Here is a 19838-nt window from a genome sequence, read left to right as displayed (position 1 = left end):
GTCGATTGTGGTTCTTGCCTGTGTTGTGGTCGATATGTCGTGAAAAAAGCGATGAACACCGCAGTGTGCGGTATCCATCGCGGGCAGGATCGTGATAACCGGGAACGGAATGTTTCGGTTTAGGAATCCTTGTTCACCGGGTGAGCGCGATCGTAAGCTTCGATGATTTCTTTCTTAATCTGGCCACGCGGTGCAACGTGATAGCCATTCTCATTGGCCCACTTACGAATTGCGCGGTTGCGAGCCTTGGTAGCCTCCGACGAAACATTGTTGCGGTAAGAGGAACGACGGCGTCCGCGGCCACTTTCCTTTGTCGCAGAGGAAATGAAGGGCTCTAAGGCCTCGTGGAATTTACGGGCGTTGTCTTCCGAGACCTCCAGCATGTATGCAGTGCCGTCAACGCTGAAGTGAATTTCTGTCGCGTCGGACTCGGTAAGTTCGGTGCCGTCTAAGTCATCAAAAATCTGTGGAACGTATCGACGTGCCATTGTTATCTCCTTATATCAATGTTTTCTTATGGTGAGAGAACCTAGCCGCGGTGGACGTTACGACTACATACCGTTGTTTTTAAAGCCCCATTCACCGGATGAGTATTCGCTTGGCTTAGGAGTGGAGCTTTAAGGCCGGTTGTAGCGTAAATCGTGTGCAGAATGCTAATCCATGGCGATGGATGATCACACACCATGATTGAGCACCGTTACGCGACGTCGTACGACACGATGACATCAGATGGATGACATCAAATGGCCGTAACCATATGCCGATAACACCATATGCTACACCATTATGCGTATATATTCGGCGAAAGTCTACTCGTGTGCGTCATTAATTTCTCTATTTATTGGAAAGCTTCTTTTAAAGTACTCAGTCAGTCCCGAACACTATTAATGGCGTGCCAACAGATATTCCTGAGACGATTTCTCACCACTGTGAATCAGTTTTTACTACGCTTTTCCACAGGGTGTTTTGATCTGGTGGGCAAAATCCCGATTCAACTGCCAGTAAAACATAAGGAAGGCAAAGAGGTTGTCATAGAAAAGTAGCCCCACGAGGCCGTCCGACATCGTGCCCACAAAGAAACCCCCACAGGACGGAGAGCCCTGCGGAGGTGGGAATGAGTGATTGAACTTAATGCGCGATCTTGTGGTGGATCTCCGATTGCATGGCATCGAGCTCAGCCGATGCCTTCGATAGCGCCCGGTTGCGCTGCTGCTTCGGCATCTTCTCTGCGCTCTCAATGTTATTAAGCAAAAGATCTAGTCGCTTGTTGACGTCCCTCGCGAAACCGGATGGGGTGTCCTTAGCCTGAACGCGTACATTCTCTACACGAGCTTTCAGCGGAGCACCATCGCCGCGGAACCGAGACAAGTCCTGAGCTGACAGTCCCAGTTTCTTGGCCTTGTTCGCTACGCTTCGGCCTTCAATTCCATTGACCGCTCTGTAGATCAGGGGGATAACTACCGGGGCCGCCACGCGAAGTGCACCAGCCCACTGTGCAGCCTTACCGGGCGAGAAACTCCGCTCACGAATTTGCTGTACAGCGGCCTCCGCAAGGTCCTTTTCATGCTTGCGTTGATCCTTGCGGTCCTTTGCATCCTGCTTCATGACCTTTTTGGCGGTCTTGTTCAGATATTTCTCTTTTTTCGCGTTGAGCTTCTTTTCATCCTTAGCGCGGGACTTTGCCTGACGCTTCGCGATCTTTTCAGCTAATTTACGGTCGCGACGTTTTTGACGTGCTCGCTTTAGTAATCCCATGATCCATCCTTGTTGAGTTCAGAGCTCATACACTGGCGCGTAACCGACCGGCAGTTGCTCTACGCTACCGTGTTGGAATGCTCAGTAGTTCACGTAAATTTTAACTACTTCTATCGTCTTCTACTCTAACGGTTATCCTGCCATAGAGCGTTAATTGTGGTGCCCTCACCGTATTGTGTGTGGGCCCGCCTGAAATAATGAACCTAATGACTGCACCGAGACCCCATCCCGCGGATACCCCCGTAGAGGCTACAGAGCTATCGGGATGTCGGTATCGCATTCGCCAACGCCGCACCTTCGATCGTGAAGGCCACCACCGCCCACCACGGGAAGCAGCTCGGGCACGTCAAGCTCGATCAGAACTTGAACGCACGGTGGTATTCGGGCAGCTTAGCGACGATGACACCACTGTGCCCGGCGTCGGCAATAAAAAATCACTCGTGATGACGATCGCCGACTGTGCACAGGATTGTGGTTCCCAGGCGGACTGTGATCACGCGGGGACGAATCCCATGCCCCAGGACCGTGATGAGATGTGGGATGCCCAGGAGTGCGCCACGCTGGAGGCCCTGGCTGAAGGCGTACGAGTGGTTATTAATCCGCGGCTCACGGCACGGATAGCCATGGCAGAACTGCAGAGTGCGCGCCCCGGTGTGGACGTGGCTAACCCATGGTGGTTAGCCGATCCCACCGACCCGGAGCTGAGTTCCACTGACGACATCATTATTCGTACCGCACCTGACCTGCTGGTTCGGGTGGATTCATCGGCGCTTCCGCATGAGGCTCGCTACATGCCAGTCACCGTGAGTACGCACCAAGGCATAGTGCCGGACCCCGCACGCCGCATTATGTCGGTTTCCTTACCGAGGCTGGGTACATCGGTTCCCCTGTGGCGGTCGGGGCGGGCTAAAACACACTCAGGAGATATCCACCCGCTGGTCGCCGCCCATTATGCTCTTCGCGACGTGGGGCTATCATCCGACCTGATCGGGATTGTGGGGCAGGGAGCTCACGATGTTGCGGTGTGGCCCGTCGGCACTATGACCGACGGCTTTGTTGATGCAGTTCGAGTACCGATTTCTAAGCAGCCGCGAAAAATTAAAGCGTGCAGCACCTGCCGCTTTGAGAGCGATTGCCACGCAGAGCTGACGCAGATGGACGATATCAGCCTTGTTCTTCACGGGGCGCGGGCGGACAAATATCGTCTTGCCGGTATATCTACCGTTCATCAGCTTGCCGACGCTAACTGTGGCGACGCCAGCACCATGGCATATGCGTACACGCAAGGCTGGACAGCAGTTCATCGGCCTGACAAGGTGCGGCAACGGCGTAATGCGTCGCGTGAAAAGACGGCGGATAAAAACGGGTTGCGTGAAAAAGTGCCGTGTGAGAAGAGAGGCCGGACAAACGGTGCCCGTGGTGATGCCGAGGTTGTCCGCAGGGCAGACATCGAAATCGATGTAGACATGGAAGCGTACCTAGAACGCGGATGCTACTTGTGGGGGACCTGGGACGGAACCACCTACCGGCCTTTTGTGACGTGGCAGCAGTTGAACTCTAATGCCGAAGCGCGAAATTTCGCCATGTTTTGGGCGTGGTTGATGAACCAAAGGGACCGTGCCCATGCCCAGGGCCAGAGCTTCGCAGCCTACTGCTATGGGGCGCAAGGGGAGAACATGTGGCTTAAGCGGTCCGCTCAGCGCTTTGGTGGGCTCACTTTCAGCACTCCCTCTGAAGCGTCGAAGCCGGCACCCGGGTCTGCACCCGCCTCCACATCCGCGTCTGCACCCATACCCGCAACAATGGTCACCGTCCCCACCGTCGCGGAGGTCAACCAGTTCATCCGCTCACCAGAATGGGTTGACGTTTATGCAGCCGTCAAAAGTGAACTAGTGGGGCCAGCAGGGCTGGGTTTGAAAACTGTCGCACCACTGGCCGGTTTTCGCTGGGAAGACGCCGACATGGACGGGGAAGCATCATTGTCGGTGTTTATGCAGGCAAAAGGGGTCGACCCATTAGCTCCAATCTCAACGGGAGTGACGGGTGAACACGACGCCCGTGCTCTACTCCTTCGCTACAACAGGGATGACTGCCGCGCGACCGCCGTAGTCAGGAACTGGCTCACGGCAGGCGCGCCAGGTGCGCACACCATGCCCACCGCACGCGCTACGGTTAACTGACCTTGATCTTGCCCATCGCGCCGCGTTCAGCGTCGGCAAACTGGTGGTTAACCATTGTGTAGGTACCAGCCTCAGGGAAATCAGCCTCTACGAAACCGCCTTGAGCAGCCAAAAGATCAAGCGCTTGAGAACCGCCATCGTCTACACCGAAGGCATCGCGCCCATGTCGGAGAGTGTATGAACCCTCCTTGAAACTGGTATCAAACTGCGTGCCCACAATGTGGAAGGACTCGGAAATATTCGGGCCAGCATTGAGCAACCAGAACCGGGCACGCTCACCGCTCTTGAGCTCGAGAGGCTTTTGGACATACTGATTCTCCAAGCCATTAAACACCACTTTGCTGGGCTTTTCGCTGCGGAGCAAAGCGGAATCGACAGGATTGTCTTTGTCCTTACCCAGGCCATACAACTCCGACTGAACCATGATGTATTCATGATCCACAGGGTCCAAGTCCGGCGGATCAATAATCACAGCACCGAACATGCCGGCAGCAATATGCATACTGATAGGGGCCGTACCGCAGTGATACAACCAGACTCCGGCGTGTTCTGCGCGGAACCGGTACTCCAGCGATTCACCGGGTTTGATGGACCGCATGGGTTCGTCAGGGCTCACCATGCCCGCGTGGAAATCAATTGAGTGGCTAATTGAACCATCATTCTTGAGGTGGACGACGAACTCATCGCCGACGTGACCACGCAGCACCGGCCCCATGGGCGCACCATTGAATGTCCACGACGCACGCTTCGTGCCGTCCTCTCGGATTGTCCGATTAACCTGCGAGACCGTTAAATCAATATTGTGTGTGGTCCCCTCGGGCGCAGGCCCCACTGATGGATCACGGATCACCTCTTGTTTCAGCGGACTATCCGTATTTGTCGATGCCATAGAGTGCCCGCTGGCATGAACATCATCCTTATCCGACGCGGTATCGGCATCGGAATCGCTGTCGGTGGCGGTTGATCCGGCGGAACCGCTCGAACCGCCCTTGGTATTCACGGTCAACTCCATACCACGCATTTGGTGGCCGGGGATGGTGCACCAACCTTTGGTCTTCTTCGTAATCGCGCCCGACGTGAACGTTTTGCTCTCGCCGGGGTTCACTTTCCCCGTTTCACTTCCATCGGCCAGTTTGAGGTCATGGACTTGGTCGCCGTCGTTCTTCAACGTCACTTTCAGGCGATCACCAGCCGGAACGTCGATAGAATTCGGGCTAAAAGACATGCCTTTGGCCGTCACGGTGACCGACGTCGTATGCCCGGTTGCTGGGACAGTGGAGCCCCCGGAATTGTCTGACGAACCATTGCCGCTACCGGTTATGGCGAGAGTCGCGCACGCGATGAGAGCAATCGCAGACATGGTGGCCGCAACCTGTGCTAGTGGTGATCGTGAATGAGGTGGGTTCGGAGGAATTGCGCGGGTGGACGTGTGGGTGGAGGCCGTGCTGCTCGTGCTAACGCCAGTAGCGTCGTCGGCGCCGGGAGCGCCGGCAGTGCGTGCAGAGTCGGTAGACGAAGCTGATGAAGCAGACGAAGCAGACGACATCGCCGATTTATCAGCCTTTTTCCGACGCGCCGCAGCTTGCGCTCGAATCGCCCTAACCTGGTTTTTAGCCGACACAGCAGCCAGCGGAACAAACAGCGCTAAACCAATACCCGCAGCAAATGATCCCACAATGTGAAGCCACCCGCCCACGGGGAGAACCCACAGGATCAAGCCGACGTTCACCATTGTCGTCCGCGCAGGTCCCATGAAATCTAGAGTCGCAAGCCCCTGTGACACAGCCTTACCGCCACCGCCCATTGTCGAGGGAAGCAGGTAACACATCACACCAATGAGCAACTGCGCGCCGAAACCAACTACGAGAGGAACCGTCGGTGTCGAAATAATGTCGTCAGGGTTCACAATCTGGCTGATCCCCGCGACCAGCATCGTGCCAATCACCCAGACAACAGCGAACACCACCGAGGAGCGCGCAAAAATGGCGGGAGGCTCGTGGGAGACGCGACGGGAATTCCGGACGATGCTCGCCCACGGGCGGGCACAAATGATCCACCCCGCCCCATAGACCACCATGCCAATGCCGACGAGCTCGAAGCGTCCAGAAATCGCTCCAATGCTCAACACCAGAATGCCACCCAGCATCGTGGCGAGCGTCGGAACTGGGCGGAATGCCGATACGCGCGCACGCCAAATAGCTGGGAAAAGAATGGTCAACGTGCCCGCAGCGGTCAGGCCGACGAAGCCGAGCACGTTGACCGCCATGTGCAGCACAATGAGTCGGTCGTGCCACGTCCCCGGAAGAGGATGAGCCAGTGTTGCACCCAAGCCCGCGCCGATGGGCAAGATCAATGATGCAGCGATGTAGAACATGATGATCGCCGCATAGTCTCCCAGGTCAGTGCCGGACTCCGTGGCACCGCGGCGCGCCTTCACCCATTGCGAAATGAGCGACATCGCATGGATAGCCACCGCAACACCAACAATGACGGCTCCTACCGTGACGACGATCCATGCCCACTCCTGTGCATCGCGTGCAGCGTCGTTACACGCTTGCCCAATGACGCAGAGAATAACGCCCACATTGAGGGCATAAATTAAGGCGACCTGCCTCGGCCGGGAGGAGTCAGAGAGCCGTTGGTGGAGGAACTTTTCGGTGAAGTGCTGCGACCACACCATAATCGAGTTCATCAGCGCGCCAAGAGTGAAGAAATGCACCATCATCCAGCGATTATTTGGCACAAATGGGTGCGCCAAGGCGAGGACGATAATAGCGGCGAGCCACACGCTCACGGGGCGGGAGGCACGTCGGTGCCAGGACCGCGCTGATGTCTTTGAGGACGGTGACTCGTGCGGTCGGCCGGACGCAGTTCCGTGGGCCCGGCCGGAGGTGGTCCGCCCAGAGGGAGTGTCGTCGGCGGAGTGAGAAGAACGAGCCGAACCATCAGGGGAGACGGGGAGAGATTCATCGCGGGAACTCATAGTGATTTCTACGCTATTCCACAACGAGGACAAACTGGAAAATAGGCATCGAAAATGTGCATATAATCATGCTCCGTGTGCGCCGAGGGCGCACCATTCCCGAGGCGCTGTCCGTCGACGCCATCCCCACGAGTTTACAGGCGACAGCGACCAAGCCTTTCGAACACAACTACTTCGGTCTACCCTATGCTCATGGGATTTCTTTTTGGCACTCAACCCACACCAACAAGCATCGTGAACAGGGAAGATGCGCTCCCCGGGCGTGATGAACCTATCCTGCCACACCCCGCACCGCACACAGTTCTGGGAACACCCATCGACGGACCGTGGAAAGACGGGCAGCGCAGCGTCGTCGTGGGGCTCGGATGCTTTTGGGGAGCCGAAAAACTCTTCTGGGCGATCGATGGCGTAGAAAGCACAGCGGTCGGTTATGCCGGTGGGTATACACCGAACCCGACCTACCGGGAAGTATGCACAGGTCGGACCGGCCATGCCGAGACCGTCCGCATCATCTATGACCCCCACACAGTGTCCTTCGAGGATCTCATACGCACATTTTTCGAGGCACACGACCCGACGCAGGGCTTTCGCCAGGGGAACGATGTGGGCACCCAGTATCGTTCCGTGATTTACGCACAGACCGAGGACGAAGTGCAGAAAGCCCGTGAGATAGCGGAGTCCTTCTCTCGCTCACTGGCCGACGCCGGCTATGGGGACATCACCACCGACATTTCTTTACTGAGCGACACACCGACGAAAACGATGTACCTCGCGGAAGATGAGCACCAGCAGTACCTGGATAAAAACCCCAATGGCTACTGCCCGGTTCACTCAACGGGAGTCGCCTGCCGGTGACGGTGTCGCTCGGGTCGATGGGGTGGTGCGCGCGATGAACAACGCAATCACTGTTGCTATGGCCAGCCCGGCAAGCAGCCACACGACGAGCCCACCCCACTCCCATGAGTGGAGAACATGGCCGGAGAGCCAGCCTACGATTGATGACCCCATGTAGTAGCAGAACAAATACATCGACGACGCTTCCGCCCGGTTGGTCGTAGCAACCACTCCGACCCACCCCGACGCCACGGAATGGGCCGCGAAGAAACACGCCGTGAATAGTAAAATTCCCAGGATGCTACTGATGAGCTCGGGGGAAAACAGTACAGCCATGCCGATCATCATGCCGACAATCGACCCGACAAGGACACGCGCCCGCCCGAACTTCTGGACCATCGTCCCGGCTTGCGTCGCACTCCACGTTCCGGAGAGATAGAGGAAGAAGATAGCGCCGGCGACGCCCTCGCTGAGACCAAAGTGTCCTGTCAAACGGTAGCCAACATAGTCATATAGTGACACGAAGGCACCCATGAAAAGGAAAGCAAGGGTGAACAGCGCACTCAAGCGCGGGTTTTTCACGTGCTGGGCAATGGCGCTGAACTCTGACCGAAACGTCAAACGCTTAGGCTGGAAACGCTGTTGATCGGGAAGCGCCCATGACGTGATAAAGGCAAAGATAATGGCTACCGCCACGGTAGCCGCGAGCGCCCATCGCCACGATGCGAACTCCAGGACGCCAGCGGGAATGACGCGGCCGGACAGCCCACCCACCGACGTCCCCGCAACGTATAACCCCATCACGTGAGGAACGTGTTTCGGGTGAATCTCCTCCGAAAGATACGCCATCGCCGTCGCTGGAACCCCCGCAACAGCGATGCCTTGCAGTCCACGCAAGGTAATCAGCATGCCGACCGACGTCGATAAGGGGAGAAGAAGGCCCAGCAAGGTAGCGGATAGGGCACTGAGCATGATGACTCGTTTGCGTCCGAAGCGCTCTGAAATGACCGACGCCGGAATGATGGACAGCGCGAGCATCCCCGTCGTCGCGGAGACGGTTAGTGATGCCGTTGCCGGGGTGACATGGAGGTCCTCGGACAGCACGGGGAGGAGAGCCTGTGTGCAATAGAGGGCATTGAATGATGCCAACCCAGCGCCCACCATCGCCAAGATGACTTTGCGGTACATGGGGGATTGTGGCGTGTACCCGTCAGGTAAGCCCTGAGTGGCCATAGTGTGACACCTGATTTCCCGGCTCGACGCTAGATGTGCCTGACGTTGGATCTACCTGACGGTAGAATATCCCTTTTGCTTGATAGACCTATTGTAAGTCCCGCTGTGTGCGTGGTTATGTGGGCCACGTATGGCAAGCCGCGTATGAAAAGAAGAGGCACCCGCAGGTGCCTCTTCCTCTAACGCTTTTTACCGTGGCCGCCTATCTATCGTGGCCACGCGTGTGACCAGAAAGTGGCCACAGGGCATTACTTTGACTTGGCCCGTGCGTAGCGCTCTGCCACGTCCGCCCAGTTGAAGACGTTCCATACGGCCTTGACGTAATCAGCCTTCACGTTCTTGTACTGGAGGTAGAAGGCGTGCTCCCACATGTCCAGCATTAGTAGTGGGGTGAAGTCAACGGAAACGTTGCCCTGCTGGTCGGTCAGCTGCTCGATAATGAGGCGACCAGCGATGTGGTCGTATCCGAGAACGGCCCAGCCGGATCCCTGAAGGCCAGTAGCAGCAGCGGAGAAGTGATCCTTGAACTTCTCGAAGGAGCCAAAGTCGCGGTTGATAGCCTCAGCCAGCTCACCGGTCGGCTCGCCGCCACCGTTCGGGGAAAGGTTCTTCCAGAAGATGGAGTGGTTGGTGTGACCACCAAGGTTGAAGGCAAGGTTCTTGGAGAGTGCGCGAATCTCGTTGGCGTCTGCCCCTTCTTCGCGGGCCTTCTCTAGCTTCTCCAGCGCAGTGTTTGCGCCAGCAACGTAGGTTGCATGGTGCTTGTCGTGGTGAAGCTGCATAATCTCGCCAGAGATGTGAGGCTCGAGAGCGTCGTAATCGTAAGGGAGATCAGGAAGTTCGTACACAGCCATTTCAGTACCTTTCGTTAATAGCTAACATGCGCCGCTAAAACATGGCGCATTGTGATTTTTTCAACAGTGTGACTCGCACAACTAATTTGTGCGTGAAACCCAGTGTTGTGGAAGTCCGAGGGTTTCGCAACCTTTAACGTGAAGAAATTTTTCTTTATTCCGAAATGAAGACGATAAATGGGTGCAGGTCGAGGCCATAAAAGATGAAAAACCCCCTATTAATCAGGACGAATCCATAAGATTAAGGTAGGCTGTGGATATGTGGGTTGTTGTGCCCTAAAAAAGGGGGAGAGGTGGCGCAGAGTGCTCACGAGGAAACAAAAGAAACCCATATTCAATCAATCAGAACCGGGGGTATATGTTTGATTGCTTGTCAAAACACTAGCGTATTCGGGCAAAACCGGGCACAATAACACTGAAGAATACATCACGGCACATACGCGCCGTCGCACCATCTTTTTCAGATCTCATTCCTTGGAGGAATTCTCATGGCAGGTCAAGAACACCGCCGCCTTGGTAACAAAATCGTTCTTATTGGCGCTGGCGACGTCGGAATCGCCTACGCCTTCGCCCTCATCAACCAGGGTGTGTGCGACGAACTGGCCATTATTGACATCGACGAAAAGAAGACCGCCGGCAACGTCATGGACCTCAACCACGGCGTCGTGTGGGCATCGAGCCCGACCAACGTCAAGGTAGGCACCTACGATGACTGCGCCGACGCGGCGATGGTCGTCGTCTGCGCAGGCGCTGCACAGAAGCCAGGTGAAACCCGGCTGCAGCTCGTCGACAAGAACATTAAGATCCTGAACAGCATCATTGGAGATGTCATGAAGCACGACTTCGATGGCATCTTCCTCATTGCGTCGAACCCTGTCGACATCCTGACTTACGCCACCTGGAAGATTTCCGGCCTGCCCAAGGAACGCGTTATCGGTTCGGGCACGGTTCTGGACTCCGCACGGTTCCGCTCCATGCTGGGCGACATGTACGACGTTGCCCCGAGCTCCATTCACGCCTACATCATCGGTGAGCACGGCGACTCGGAACTCCCGGTGCTGTCCTCCTCGACCGTCGGCGGTGTGTCGATGCGCAAGAAGCTCGAGAAGGACCCCGAGCTGCACGGGCGTTTGGAGAAGGTCTTCGAAGAGACCCGCGACGCCGCCTACACCATTATCGACGCCAAAGGCTCGACCTCCTTCGGTATCGGCATGGGCCTAGCTCGGATTACGCGTGCTGTCCTGCAGAACCAGAACGTCGTCCTTCCTGTTTCTGCATACCTGCAGGGCGAATACGGCGAAGACGACATCTACATCGGCACCCCGGCCCTGGTGAACCGTGGCGGAATCCACCGCGTTATCGAGCTGGAACTCGATGACCACGAAGCTGAGCAGATGAAGGCATCAGCCGCGCAACTGCGTGAAATCAAAGACCGCTTCTACGGCCCGAATGCCGATCAGGAAGCAACGAAGTAGTATTCGGTCGTACGAGAAATCCGCCGCTCCGGAGGGCACATAGTGGAACAGAATGGTCATAATGGTGAACTCAACGATGCCAGCACGTCAGGGGCATCGTCGTCGAAGGCAACGACGACAAATTCAGCGACGACCTCACTGAATGAGTTGATCCGTGGTGTCAGTAGCCTCCTGACCATGCTCAGTGAGGTCGACCACGAAAAACGCGACCTAATCGATGCGGCAGACGCGGAACACCGTGAGGGGGCTCGCAATGTGCAGCACTTCGCGCGCCTCCAGGCCGATGATGCCCGCCACATTATTGCCCAACTGCGGGCGGTAGGAATCCGTGTATCCGACCAGGCTCCTGTTGCCGACCAACTCCGCGCGGCGAAAACTCTGCTGCAGAACCTGGGTGGTCCGTCTAACGACGACGGCGATGCCGAGGGAGAGACCTACGACATCACCCATTTAGCTGCAGCGATAGAACGTTCCCAGGAACAATTAGCGTCCAACAGCTCTGCGCTTTTGGGTGAACCCCGGGATGGTATGCTGAGCTGCGTCATGGTAACTCTCCCCACTGAAGCAGCCGACGATCCCGACCTCGTCCAATCCTTCGCCGACGCGGGGATGGACATCGCCCGGATCAACTGCGCGCACGACACCCCCGAAGCCTGGCGAGCAATGGCGACAAACGTCCGTGCCGCCAGCGCACGCGTAGGCCGCGACATCAAAATCTCCATGGACCTACCAGGGCCGAAACTGCGGGTAGGGCCTATTGAACCTGGCCCGCGGATCGCGCGCACCCGCGTGACCAGGACGAAAACAGGGCGCATCCTGACTCCCTCTAAGTTGTGGATCACCCCGTTCGACCACAACGCCACGACACCGGCGCCTGTGCCCGAGGGCCTTCCTGGCCGTCCGACGCTGGCCGTCCAGGTCGATCCGGAATGGTTGCAGACGGTCAATGTGGGCGATGAGCTATCCATGTTGGATGCTCGCGGATCCAAGCGCTATATGACCGTGCACAAGGTCACCGACGAGGGAGTGCTCGCCTACGGACGCCAGAACGTTTACTTGGCCAATGGCAGCCTGGTCGCATGCCAGTACATCAAAACTCGGATTCACGGGATCGGGCGCTCTGAGCAACGCGTTCATGTCGACGTTGGGTCACGCCTGACGCTGACCAGCGACCCTACGCCCACTGATCCGACGGATGATATCCCCGCCATCAACTGTGGTGAGCCACAAGCTATCCGTAGTCTGGACGTCGGATCTACTGTCCTTTTCGACGACGCCAAGATCGAATGTGAAGTCACCTCCGTCACCCGCGCTGGTGAGAAGGACGCTGAGGGCAACACCGCGGAGTACGATTCCGCGGAACTCGTCGCTGTGCACACGCGCGAAGGCGGGAAAAACCTGCGAGCAGGCCGTGGGATTCACTTCCCCGGCGTCCACGTTCCGCTTCCCGCTATGACCGATGAGGACCGTGCCATCCTCCCGGAAATCGTTCGCACGGCAGATATCATTGCGCCCAGCTACGTGCGCTCCGCCGAGGACCTCACTGAAATTCTCGATGCCATCGAGAAAGAAATCGACGTAGCAGCGTCGGAAAGCGAATCTCACAGCGCCGATATCGCGGACACCGCTGATGGCAACGAGAACCCCGCCACAGTCAGCGCGCGCATTCGGAACCTTGGCGTTATGCTGAAAGTCGAATCCGAAGAATGCTACAACGACCTATCCAATGTGGTGACAGGCCTGCTCCGTCACAGGAACTCGGGCGTGATGATCGCTCGTGGTGACCTAGCGATGGAACTCGGCTTCAGCCGCATGTCCGAAGCCCGCGAACAGATCATGGACGTGGCGAATGCTGCTCACATTCCCACCATATTCGCGACACAAGTTCTCGAAACCATGGCGAAATCCGGGCTGCCATCACGCGCAGAGATTACCGATGCCGACGTTGCGCTGCGTACCCAAGGCGTCATGTTGAACAAGGGAACACACATTCCGGATGCCATCGCCATCCTCAACCACATCGGTAAAGCGCTCAATACCAGTGAAAATTCTCTAGATTCACGAAGCCGAGGACGAGCCTAACGAGCACACGGCTGGCTCGGCGGAAAGCAAGAGAACCGATGGAGATCATCGCCCACCGCGGAGCTAGCTGTGACCACCCCGAACAGACACTAGCCGCCTACGACGCCGCGCTCTCCGAGGGAGCCGACGGCATAGAATGCGATATCCGCCTCACCAAGGACGGGCACCTCGTGTGCTCACACGACCGGACATTCGAACGCGTCGCGGGAGATAAACGCCCTATCGCAGAGCTCACCCGTGATGACCTCCCCAGTATCAACGTCGGCACCGCTGCGGAACCGCAACAACCGTTGCTCTTCAGTACGCTCCTGGACCTCGCCGAGAACGCAGATTGCGGATTATTTGTCGAAACGAAGCACCCCTCCGGATACGGCGGCCAGCTGGAGAAAACACTCGTCTCAGTGCTTCGTGACCGTGGATACATTGACAACCCCCGGCTGCACGTCATCTCATTTTCAGCCATGTCACTAGCGAGAATGCGGCACCTTGCGCCCCCTGTCCACCGGATTTTGTTGCGACGCGAAATCCAACGCCCGCTCGGACCCATCCTGTGGCGAATGGATATTCCGCAGGCCTACGGCCCGTCCATCATCAACGCGAAACTGCGTCCAGCACTCATCCACCGTGGCGACGGTTGCTACACGTGGACCGTCAACACGCGAAATGATGTCATGTGGGCTGCCCAGCATGGTATTGACTGGTTGGCCACCGACAAACCACGCCAAGCGCGCACGTGGATGGACGAAGCGTCCACGCACTCTGAGTAAACAACGGCGCACCAAGCAGGAAAGTCCACGTTGAGAAGGAAACGCCATGTCTACGACCTCTCATCCTCGACAAGAGACTGGCTAGCAGGGGGAGCGGGCAGGTAGCCTAGGCCAGGTGTCAAGGAAGAAAAAGAAGAATGAGAATCTGCCCGAAGGAATGACCCGTCGCCAAGCCAAACTGGCTAAGCGGGCCGCCGAACGTGCAGCACTAGAGCGTGACCCGCGGCCATTCGGAGGTTTTGCCTCGGAAGCAGATCTTATTGCCATGCAGGAATTCGCACCCTCTGCGCGGGCGAAAATCTCGGTGAAAGGCGTTGACTACCCCGTCTACCTCGTGACCGTCCTGCCCGGGGCGACCGCCGCGATCGTGCGCGACACCGATGGCGAGACTCCCCCTACCGCGTTCGTTGCCCTTCAGCGGCAGCACCGCGGCCCTAACCCCCATAAAGATTTAGCGCACACTCTCGTTTGGTTGCAGACCGCTCAACCAGGGCAAACGCTGGGAACATCCATTGCGGACGGCACTGAACCGCAGCTCAGCGACCTGATGGACCCCGCTCAAAAACTCGAAGTAAAGGTCGAGAAGAACTTTGACTGGTGGCTCCCAGAAGGACAAACCGTCGACCCCGCCATGCAGCAAAACATGAAGCAGGTTAATGAGTCGATGCTCCCAACCGAGAGAGTCGACGTCTCCGCGCCGGGAGCGGTCTGGTGGACCGATGGCGGCGATAAAGCCTACATCCGGTGGATCCGACAGGACGACGAGGACGCATTATTTACCGCGTTGGCGCGCCTGTACGCTGCGGGGGAATTGACCCTGGGAGAAGGCACACGGTTTGCCGGGGCGTTCCGCACCCACGGTGTTGCGGTGCCCGTCTTTGACGTTGATCCCACGGTGACGGCTCAAGAATTCCAGGAGCCCATTAAAGAGCTTGCTGTTGCGGTGGAAAAAGCACTGGCCGTCGACACACCTTTGAGCGCCGACGAGCGCAAGGCGCGGGATACTATTCGTTCCCGCCAAGTGACCATTCGGTAGGGGGCCCGTCGGCATTGGGCCCTGTGAACAGCGGGGCAGTGGGGCCCGCGACTAGCGCAACGAGTTGAACAGATCTTGCGCTGCCTCGTCATCCCACACATCGACGTCCCCGACATCAGTGGATTCATAGGATGCGATGGGGATAGTCTCCGTGTGCGGTGACAGGCCTAACCCGATGCCCAGACGCGCTAGATTCCACACGTGATCGTGCTTGTCCACTGTGAAAGAATCCGTCATATGGCTGACAAAGGGGAAGGCGCGGAACGGATTGAGGAATGTACTGGGGGATAGCGCTTTCTTCACCAGCGCGGCGAGGAACGTCCGCTGGTTCCTGGCACGGCCAATGTCACCATCGTCCATTGAATGGCGTGAGCGAACAAACCCCAGGGCGGTGGGACCATCAAGTTTTTGGCACCCCGGCTGCAGATTAATCCCGGCGAGTGGATCATCCATAGGCTGTTCCACGCAAATTTTGACACCACCCACGGCATCAACCACCCCGGCAAACCCACCAAAACCGATCTCTGCATAGTGGTCAATGCGCAGCCCAGTTGCCTGTTCCACCGTCTGCTGGAGGAGCTGCGGGCCGCCCAGAGCATACGAAGCGTTAACCTTGTCCTTCCCATGACCAGGCACATCGACGTACGAGTCGCGGGGAATAGACACCATCGTCGCTTTCCCCACGAAGGGAATATGCACCAGGATGATGGAATCTGTGCGCCCGCCACCCGTATCGCCACCGGTAGAAAGCTCATTTTGTTGATCCTCAGAGAGGCCATCACGCGAATCGGAGCCGACGAGCAGCCAGTTCGTTCCTGCCCCACCGCCAGGCCGCCCGCCATAATTGGCCAGAGCATCAACCCGATGAAGCCGAAGGTCGACCCACACCATCGTCCCGAGGGCAACAAGTATGAGAACCCCCAATAGTGCTCCTAGTTTGCGTCCCCACCCCGAAAGACGCCACCGGCGACCGCGGCTCGTGTCGGACGGGCGGCTGCCGTCTGAGGGATAAGTGCGGCGCCCGCCCCCAGGGTAGGTGGGCGTGCCGATACGTCGGTTATGCTCCTCGATCCCGCGAGGCGGCACTGGCTGTGAGAATGGACGAGAGCCCGAAGCGTAGTCACCCGGACGTCGTTCATCACGACGGTGTGGCCGTTGCGGAGTGTCATCTCGCCCTGGCTGTCCGCCTTGGTATCTCGCGCGGGACGATGCCGGGCCCGGTTGCGCATAAAAGTGCTGGTATACGTGCTTCTCGTGTCGTGCAGGCGAGCTCCCCGCGGAGTAGTCGACGTGTGACTCATCGGCTCGGCTACTGTTAGTGCGCCTATTGCCTGCTTCGTGACGGTGAGCCCCACGATCAGCACCCGTGCCCGAAGCTGCAGTATTCTTCCCTGAACGGCGTCGGATAGGTCGCCCGTAGCGGTCGACGATCGGGCGGCCATCAGGGCCGCGGAGGTAATCGTCATCGCTAGTGGTATTCATGTGGATAATGCTACTGGGTGTGGCGTCGGCGCTCGTGGTGGCGTCCACCCGTTCCCCGCGGAGTATCCGCCACAACAGGTAGCGGTGCGGTCATGTCATTGCGATACCTGTGGGACAGCGACGGCCCTGATGATCGCAGCCATTCGTCGTCACGGTGGTGTGCTTGTTGCCACTGAGTAATGCGCGATCGCGTGCGCGAAGGAAGAACCGAGGCGGGAAGGAGGGCCATAATGCACATCAGCAGAATGAGCCCTATGAGGGCTATTAAGCCGCCCGACTGAACATGTATCTTCGCCTGGACAGTGGCACCCACCACATCTGACAGGGGTGGTACGAAGAACAGGCTCACACCGATAGTTAAGAAAGCTGCTAGGCGACGGCGCTCAGCGAGGGCCACTGCTCCGAAGGCGGGGAGCAGCGCAACCTGGAAATAGTGGGTCCACACCAGCCCAGAGCAGGCTGTAGCAATGCTCGTAATTCCCACCATGAACAGCGGGAAGGCGTAGTCCCGGCGTACGTAGGCGGCCGCAAGAACAAGGATGGCGAGCAAAGCTGCCATGATGAGCGGAATTACCACAACCCAGGCCGGTGGGTTGCGGATAATGGGGACCCAAACATTGTCGTCATCGTTAAGATGACTCCTCAACATGATCGACGCAAAGCTCTGACTCTCCATGGCGATAATGCGCGCAGAGGATAGACCGCGAATGACATGGACCCAGGTGCGGAATACCTCCGTCCCTAGCGTGACCAGTGACACGAGGAAAGCCACCACAGCAGTGATGACGGCGATGCCGGCTGTTTTACGTGACCGACGGAAAAGAAACATCGCGGCGATCAGAGCGAAAGGGCTAAGTTTCACGATGCTGACCAAACCCAGCACAATACCTGCCGAGCGGGGCCGAGTACGCGCAGCAGCGATGGCATAGGCAATACCCGCGTAGATCAGCGGGCTCGTTTGGCCTAGGCGAATGGCCATGGAAAATGGCGCTGACAACCAGGCGACCACAACAACGGGCAGCAGAAGAACAAGCGGGATCGGCCGCCCCACCCAGACACGATAGGCGCAGGCGACAGTGATCACCATGGCCCAGCCGGAGAAAAACCCCAGCACCAGCGTCGAAAAATCGTAGCTCATAATGCGAGTAACGACGCTCATCACTTCCGCCACGATCGGCGCCTGAATAAATGGGTGAGGCAAAGGCGACGTCACATGCTCATTGGCGAATGGAGCCCAGTACTCTCCGGCCCAGCGTGCAAAATCCTGATGGTTGTAGTCGTAAATATGTTGCTTATCGCCCTGTGCGACGAGCTTGCCGGCGATCCACAGTGAGGACCAATCATCCGTCTGGCGGTGGGAGTTCCACGCCAAGATAGTGACAAGACCAGAGAGCACAGCAACAATATGGCCCATTTTGCCGACGATGTGGCCGCGCTGACGGGGTGATGAGCCGGAAATGAAGGCGGAAGAGGGTGCGTTAGAGTGAGCGAACCACTGAGAAACCACGGAACGCGCGCTAGCTCGTGGGGTGGAGCGCCTAGCCGCAGATGTGCCGGTAAGCCTGGATGTCGATGGTCCCGCGCCCCATGGCGCGCGAAACTCCGGCACAGAGTGGGGAAGCTCCGCGCTGGTTGCCCGACGTCGGGCGGGCACCACAACGGCGGCTGCCAGCAAGAACAGCATGATAATTGTCGCCATTAGGGCACCGCCAGGGACATAAAAATTCGCCTGGGTAAAGAAGCGATTGTCGTTCTTCGCAGTAATAACGTCGGATAGCGGTGGGAAATAGAGGACACTGACAATAGCGATGCAGGCCACTGCCCATCTCCGGCGAGCAGTCAGAGCGAACACGCCGAAGGCCGGTAACACAGCGATGATGAAATAGTGTGTCCACACGAAGCCGGAGAAACACGTGGCCACGCACATCGCGCCCACCATAATGATCTCGAAGGCCCGCCCACGACAGCGATAGGCCGCGATCGCTAAGGCCAGGGCAATCACGGCTGCAAGCATCATCGGCGTGACTACCATCCAGCCGGGGGTGTCCTGGATAATCGGAGCACCCGCAGGGCCTTCGTCGATAAGATGGCGCTTCATGATTGACACGAAGGTCTGGCTCGTCGGTGCGATCACTTTGAACGTGGAGAACATGTGAACCCGCGCACGCCAGATTTCGTGCAACGGCCACCCCACGGTCAGCACAGAAAACCCGAAGCAGAGAGCCGTTGTCGCGATCGCAATGAGTGACGTCCGGCGTGAACGACGAAACAGCAGCATCAGAGGGATAAGAGCCAACGGCGTGAGCTTAATGACACTGACCGCACCTAGCGCAATGCCGGCTGACCAGGGCCGACGACGCGCCGCCGCGATGCTGTACGCGATGCCAGCAGTGACCAGAGGCGTCGTTTGCCCCAACGTGATCGACCACTGAAATGGGGTGGAGAGCCACACCACCACCGTCACACCGGCCAGCACGCCCACAGGGATCGGGCGGTGGAACCACACGTAAAACGCACTGGCCACAAGCGCGACCAGTGCCCACCCCGACGCTACCGTCAAGAGGACCACCGACGTGTGGAACGACATTACGAATGTCAGCACTTCGGCTATTTGGGCGACGAATGGGGCCTGAACAAACGGATGTGGTGATGCTGATGTGACGTCTTGCTGCGCAAACGGTTGCCAGAAAGGGCCTGCCCATGCAGCAAAATCGTCAGGGGCGTAATCATAAATGTGTGGATCGTCACCCTGGCGAAGGAGCTTGCCGGCAATCCATAATGCAGCCCAGTCACCATTTTCGCGGGTGCCGCGCCACGCTAACTGCGTCACGAGCCCCACTAGGAGGCCCAGCACGTGAGCCGGCCATCCGATGATTGCGGCTGAGTTACTATCCGAACTACGACTATGGGCCCTGCTCAGCGCTTCACGGGCACGGCCGGCGTTAAACCGGCTACCACTCCGAAGCGACAAAGCAGGCACAAATTTTCCTTCCAACAAAAATATCGTTTACCAGTGATAATGCTGGTAGCACCCCGGCGATGGCAGGGGACGTTCCGGCCTAGCAACAATGGCGCTCAGGCTCGATGGTTGCGCCCATATCGCTCTGCGGATATGTAAGCGACGCAGCTACGGGTCAAACCAAGCGTTGAGTATATC

The 19838-nt window shown here is 57.7% G+C and carries 14 protein-coding genes; 6 read left to right on the top strand and 8 right to left on the bottom strand.

Features of this window, described 5'->3' with window-relative positions; translation table 11 throughout:
• Positions 1-119: 119 nt before the first annotated feature.
• Both I6J23_RS02980 and I6J23_RS02975 read right to left on the bottom strand, forming a co-directional pair.
• Entirely contained in the window at positions 120-488 is a 369-nt protein-coding gene (locus tag I6J23_RS02980; protein WP_012730789.1) for a histone-like nucleoid-structuring protein Lsr2, read from the bottom strand.
• 640 nt (positions 489-1128) lie between these two features.
• Positions 1129-1755 (bottom strand): DUF6474 family protein, encoded by a 627-nt coding sequence (locus I6J23_RS02975; protein ID WP_204582466.1) that lies wholly within the window; start codon positions 1753-1755, stop codon positions 1129-1131.
• 206 nt (positions 1756-1961) lie between these two features.
• Between I6J23_RS02975 and I6J23_RS02970 the strand changes: the two genes are divergently transcribed.
• Positions 1962-3935 (top strand): ribonuclease H-like domain-containing protein, encoded by a 1974-nt coding sequence (locus I6J23_RS02970; RefSeq protein WP_239454966.1) that lies wholly within the window; start codon positions 1962-1964, stop codon positions 3933-3935.
• On the opposite strand, the gene I6J23_RS02965 is transcribed toward I6J23_RS02970, so the two are convergent.
• Positions 3928-6918: a multicopper oxidase domain-containing protein gene (locus tag I6J23_RS02965; RefSeq protein ID WP_204582465.1), complete on the bottom strand. Its 2991-nt coding sequence runs from the start codon at positions 6916-6918 to the stop codon at positions 3928-3930. The genes I6J23_RS02970 and I6J23_RS02965 overlap by 8 nt on opposite strands.
• Before the next feature lie 192 nt (positions 6919-7110).
• Here I6J23_RS02965 and msrA point away from each other — a divergent pair, with 192 nt between their 5' ends.
• Positions 7111-7773, top strand: coding sequence for a peptide-methionine (S)-S-oxide reductase MsrA (gene msrA / locus I6J23_RS02960; RefSeq protein WP_204582464.1), 663 nt, complete (start codon positions 7111-7113; stop codon positions 7771-7773).
• Here the strand turns inward: msrA and I6J23_RS02955 are convergent.
• Both I6J23_RS02955 and I6J23_RS02950 read right to left on the bottom strand, forming a co-directional pair.
• Positions 7750-8985: an MFS transporter gene (locus I6J23_RS02955; RefSeq protein WP_204582463.1), complete on the bottom strand. Its 1236-nt coding sequence runs from the start codon at positions 8983-8985 to the stop codon at positions 7750-7752. The genes msrA and I6J23_RS02955 overlap by 24 nt on opposite strands.
• Before the next feature lie 248 nt (positions 8986-9233).
• Positions 9234-9839, bottom strand: coding sequence for a superoxide dismutase (locus I6J23_RS02950; RefSeq protein ID WP_046201864.1), 606 nt, complete (start codon positions 9837-9839; stop codon positions 9234-9236).
• A 488-nt stretch (positions 9840-10327) separates the two neighbouring features.
• Here I6J23_RS02950 and I6J23_RS02945 point away from each other — a divergent pair, with 488 nt between their 5' ends.
• The 4 genes from I6J23_RS02945 (at position 10328) to I6J23_RS02930 (ending at position 15199) form a co-directional block, all read left to right on the top strand.
• Positions 10328-11314: an L-lactate dehydrogenase gene (locus tag I6J23_RS02945; RefSeq protein WP_204582462.1), complete on the top strand. Its 987-nt coding sequence runs from the start codon at positions 10328-10330 to the stop codon at positions 11312-11314.
• A gap of 42 nt (positions 11315-11356) precedes the next feature.
• Positions 11357-13396, top strand: coding sequence for a pyruvate kinase (locus I6J23_RS02940; protein ID WP_204582461.1), 2040 nt, complete (start codon positions 11357-11359; stop codon positions 13394-13396).
• A gap of 38 nt (positions 13397-13434) precedes the next feature.
• Complete coding sequence (locus I6J23_RS02935) at positions 13435-14163, top strand: glycerophosphodiester phosphodiesterase family protein (protein ID WP_204582460.1); 729 nt, start codon at positions 13435-13437, stop codon at positions 14161-14163.
• A gap of 115 nt (positions 14164-14278) precedes the next feature.
• On the top strand, positions 14279-15199 hold the full coding sequence (locus tag I6J23_RS02930) for a DUF5926 family protein (RefSeq protein ID WP_239454965.1): 921 nt from the start codon (positions 14279-14281) through the stop codon (positions 15197-15199).
• A gap of 51 nt (positions 15200-15250) precedes the next feature.
• Here the strand turns inward: I6J23_RS02930 and I6J23_RS10660 are convergent, their stop codons facing one another.
• From I6J23_RS10660 to I6J23_RS02920, 3 genes are read right to left on the bottom strand one after another with little or no spacing between them, the layout of a single operon-like run.
• Positions 15251-16123: an LCP family protein gene (locus I6J23_RS10660; RefSeq protein WP_239454964.1), complete on the bottom strand. Its 873-nt coding sequence runs from the start codon at positions 16121-16123 to the stop codon at positions 15251-15253.
• Between the two features lie 8 nt (positions 16124-16131).
• Entirely contained in the window at positions 16132-16665 is a 534-nt protein-coding gene (locus I6J23_RS10655) for a hypothetical protein (protein WP_239454963.1), read from the bottom strand.
• Positions 16666-16691: 26 nt separating this feature from the next.
• Positions 16692-19661: a glycosyltransferase family 87 protein gene (locus tag I6J23_RS02920; RefSeq protein ID WP_204582458.1), complete on the bottom strand. Its 2970-nt coding sequence runs from the start codon at positions 19659-19661 to the stop codon at positions 16692-16694.
• Between the last annotated feature and the right edge of the window lie 177 nt (positions 19662-19838).

The organism is Corynebacterium kroppenstedtii, assembly GCF_016894245.1.
Classification (GTDB): domain Bacteria; phylum Actinomycetota; class Actinomycetes; order Mycobacteriales; family Mycobacteriaceae; genus Corynebacterium.
This window is presented reverse-complemented; position numbering and strand designations above follow the sequence as displayed.

Excerpts from the sequence above, each read along its gene's own strand:
- msrA (WP_204582464.1), top strand. The coding sequence starts at position 7,111 with ATGGGATTTCTTTTTGGCACTCAACCCACACCAACAAGCATCGTGAAC.
- I6J23_RS10655 (WP_239454963.1), bottom strand. The coding sequence starts at position 16,665 with ATGACGATTACCTCCGCGGCCCTGATGGCCGCCCGATCGTCGACCGCT.
- I6J23_RS02970 (WP_239454966.1), top strand. The coding sequence starts at position 1,962 with ATGACTGCACCGAGACCCCATCCCGCGGATACCCCCGTAGAGGCTACA.
- I6J23_RS02945 (WP_204582462.1), top strand. The coding sequence starts at position 10,328 with ATGGCAGGTCAAGAACACCGCCGCCTTGGTAACAAAATCGTTCTTATT.
- I6J23_RS02975 (WP_204582466.1), bottom strand. The coding sequence starts at position 1,755 with ATGGGATTACTAAAGCGAGCACGTCAAAAACGTCGCGACCGTAAATTA.
- I6J23_RS02950 (WP_046201864.1), bottom strand. The coding sequence starts at position 9,839 with ATGGCTGTGTACGAACTTCCTGATCTCCCTTACGATTACGACGCTCTC.
- I6J23_RS02980 (WP_012730789.1), bottom strand. The coding sequence starts at position 488 with ATGGCACGTCGATACGTTCCACAGATTTTTGATGACTTAGACGGCACC.
- I6J23_RS02935 (WP_204582460.1), top strand. The coding sequence starts at position 13,435 with ATGGAGATCATCGCCCACCGCGGAGCTAGCTGTGACCACCCCGAACAG.
- I6J23_RS02965 (WP_204582465.1), bottom strand. The coding sequence starts at position 6,918 with ATGAGTTCCCGCGATGAATCTCTCCCCGTCTCCCCTGATGGTTCGGCT.
- I6J23_RS02955 (WP_204582463.1), bottom strand. The coding sequence starts at position 8,985 with ATGGCCACTCAGGGCTTACCTGACGGGTACACGCCACAATCCCCCATG.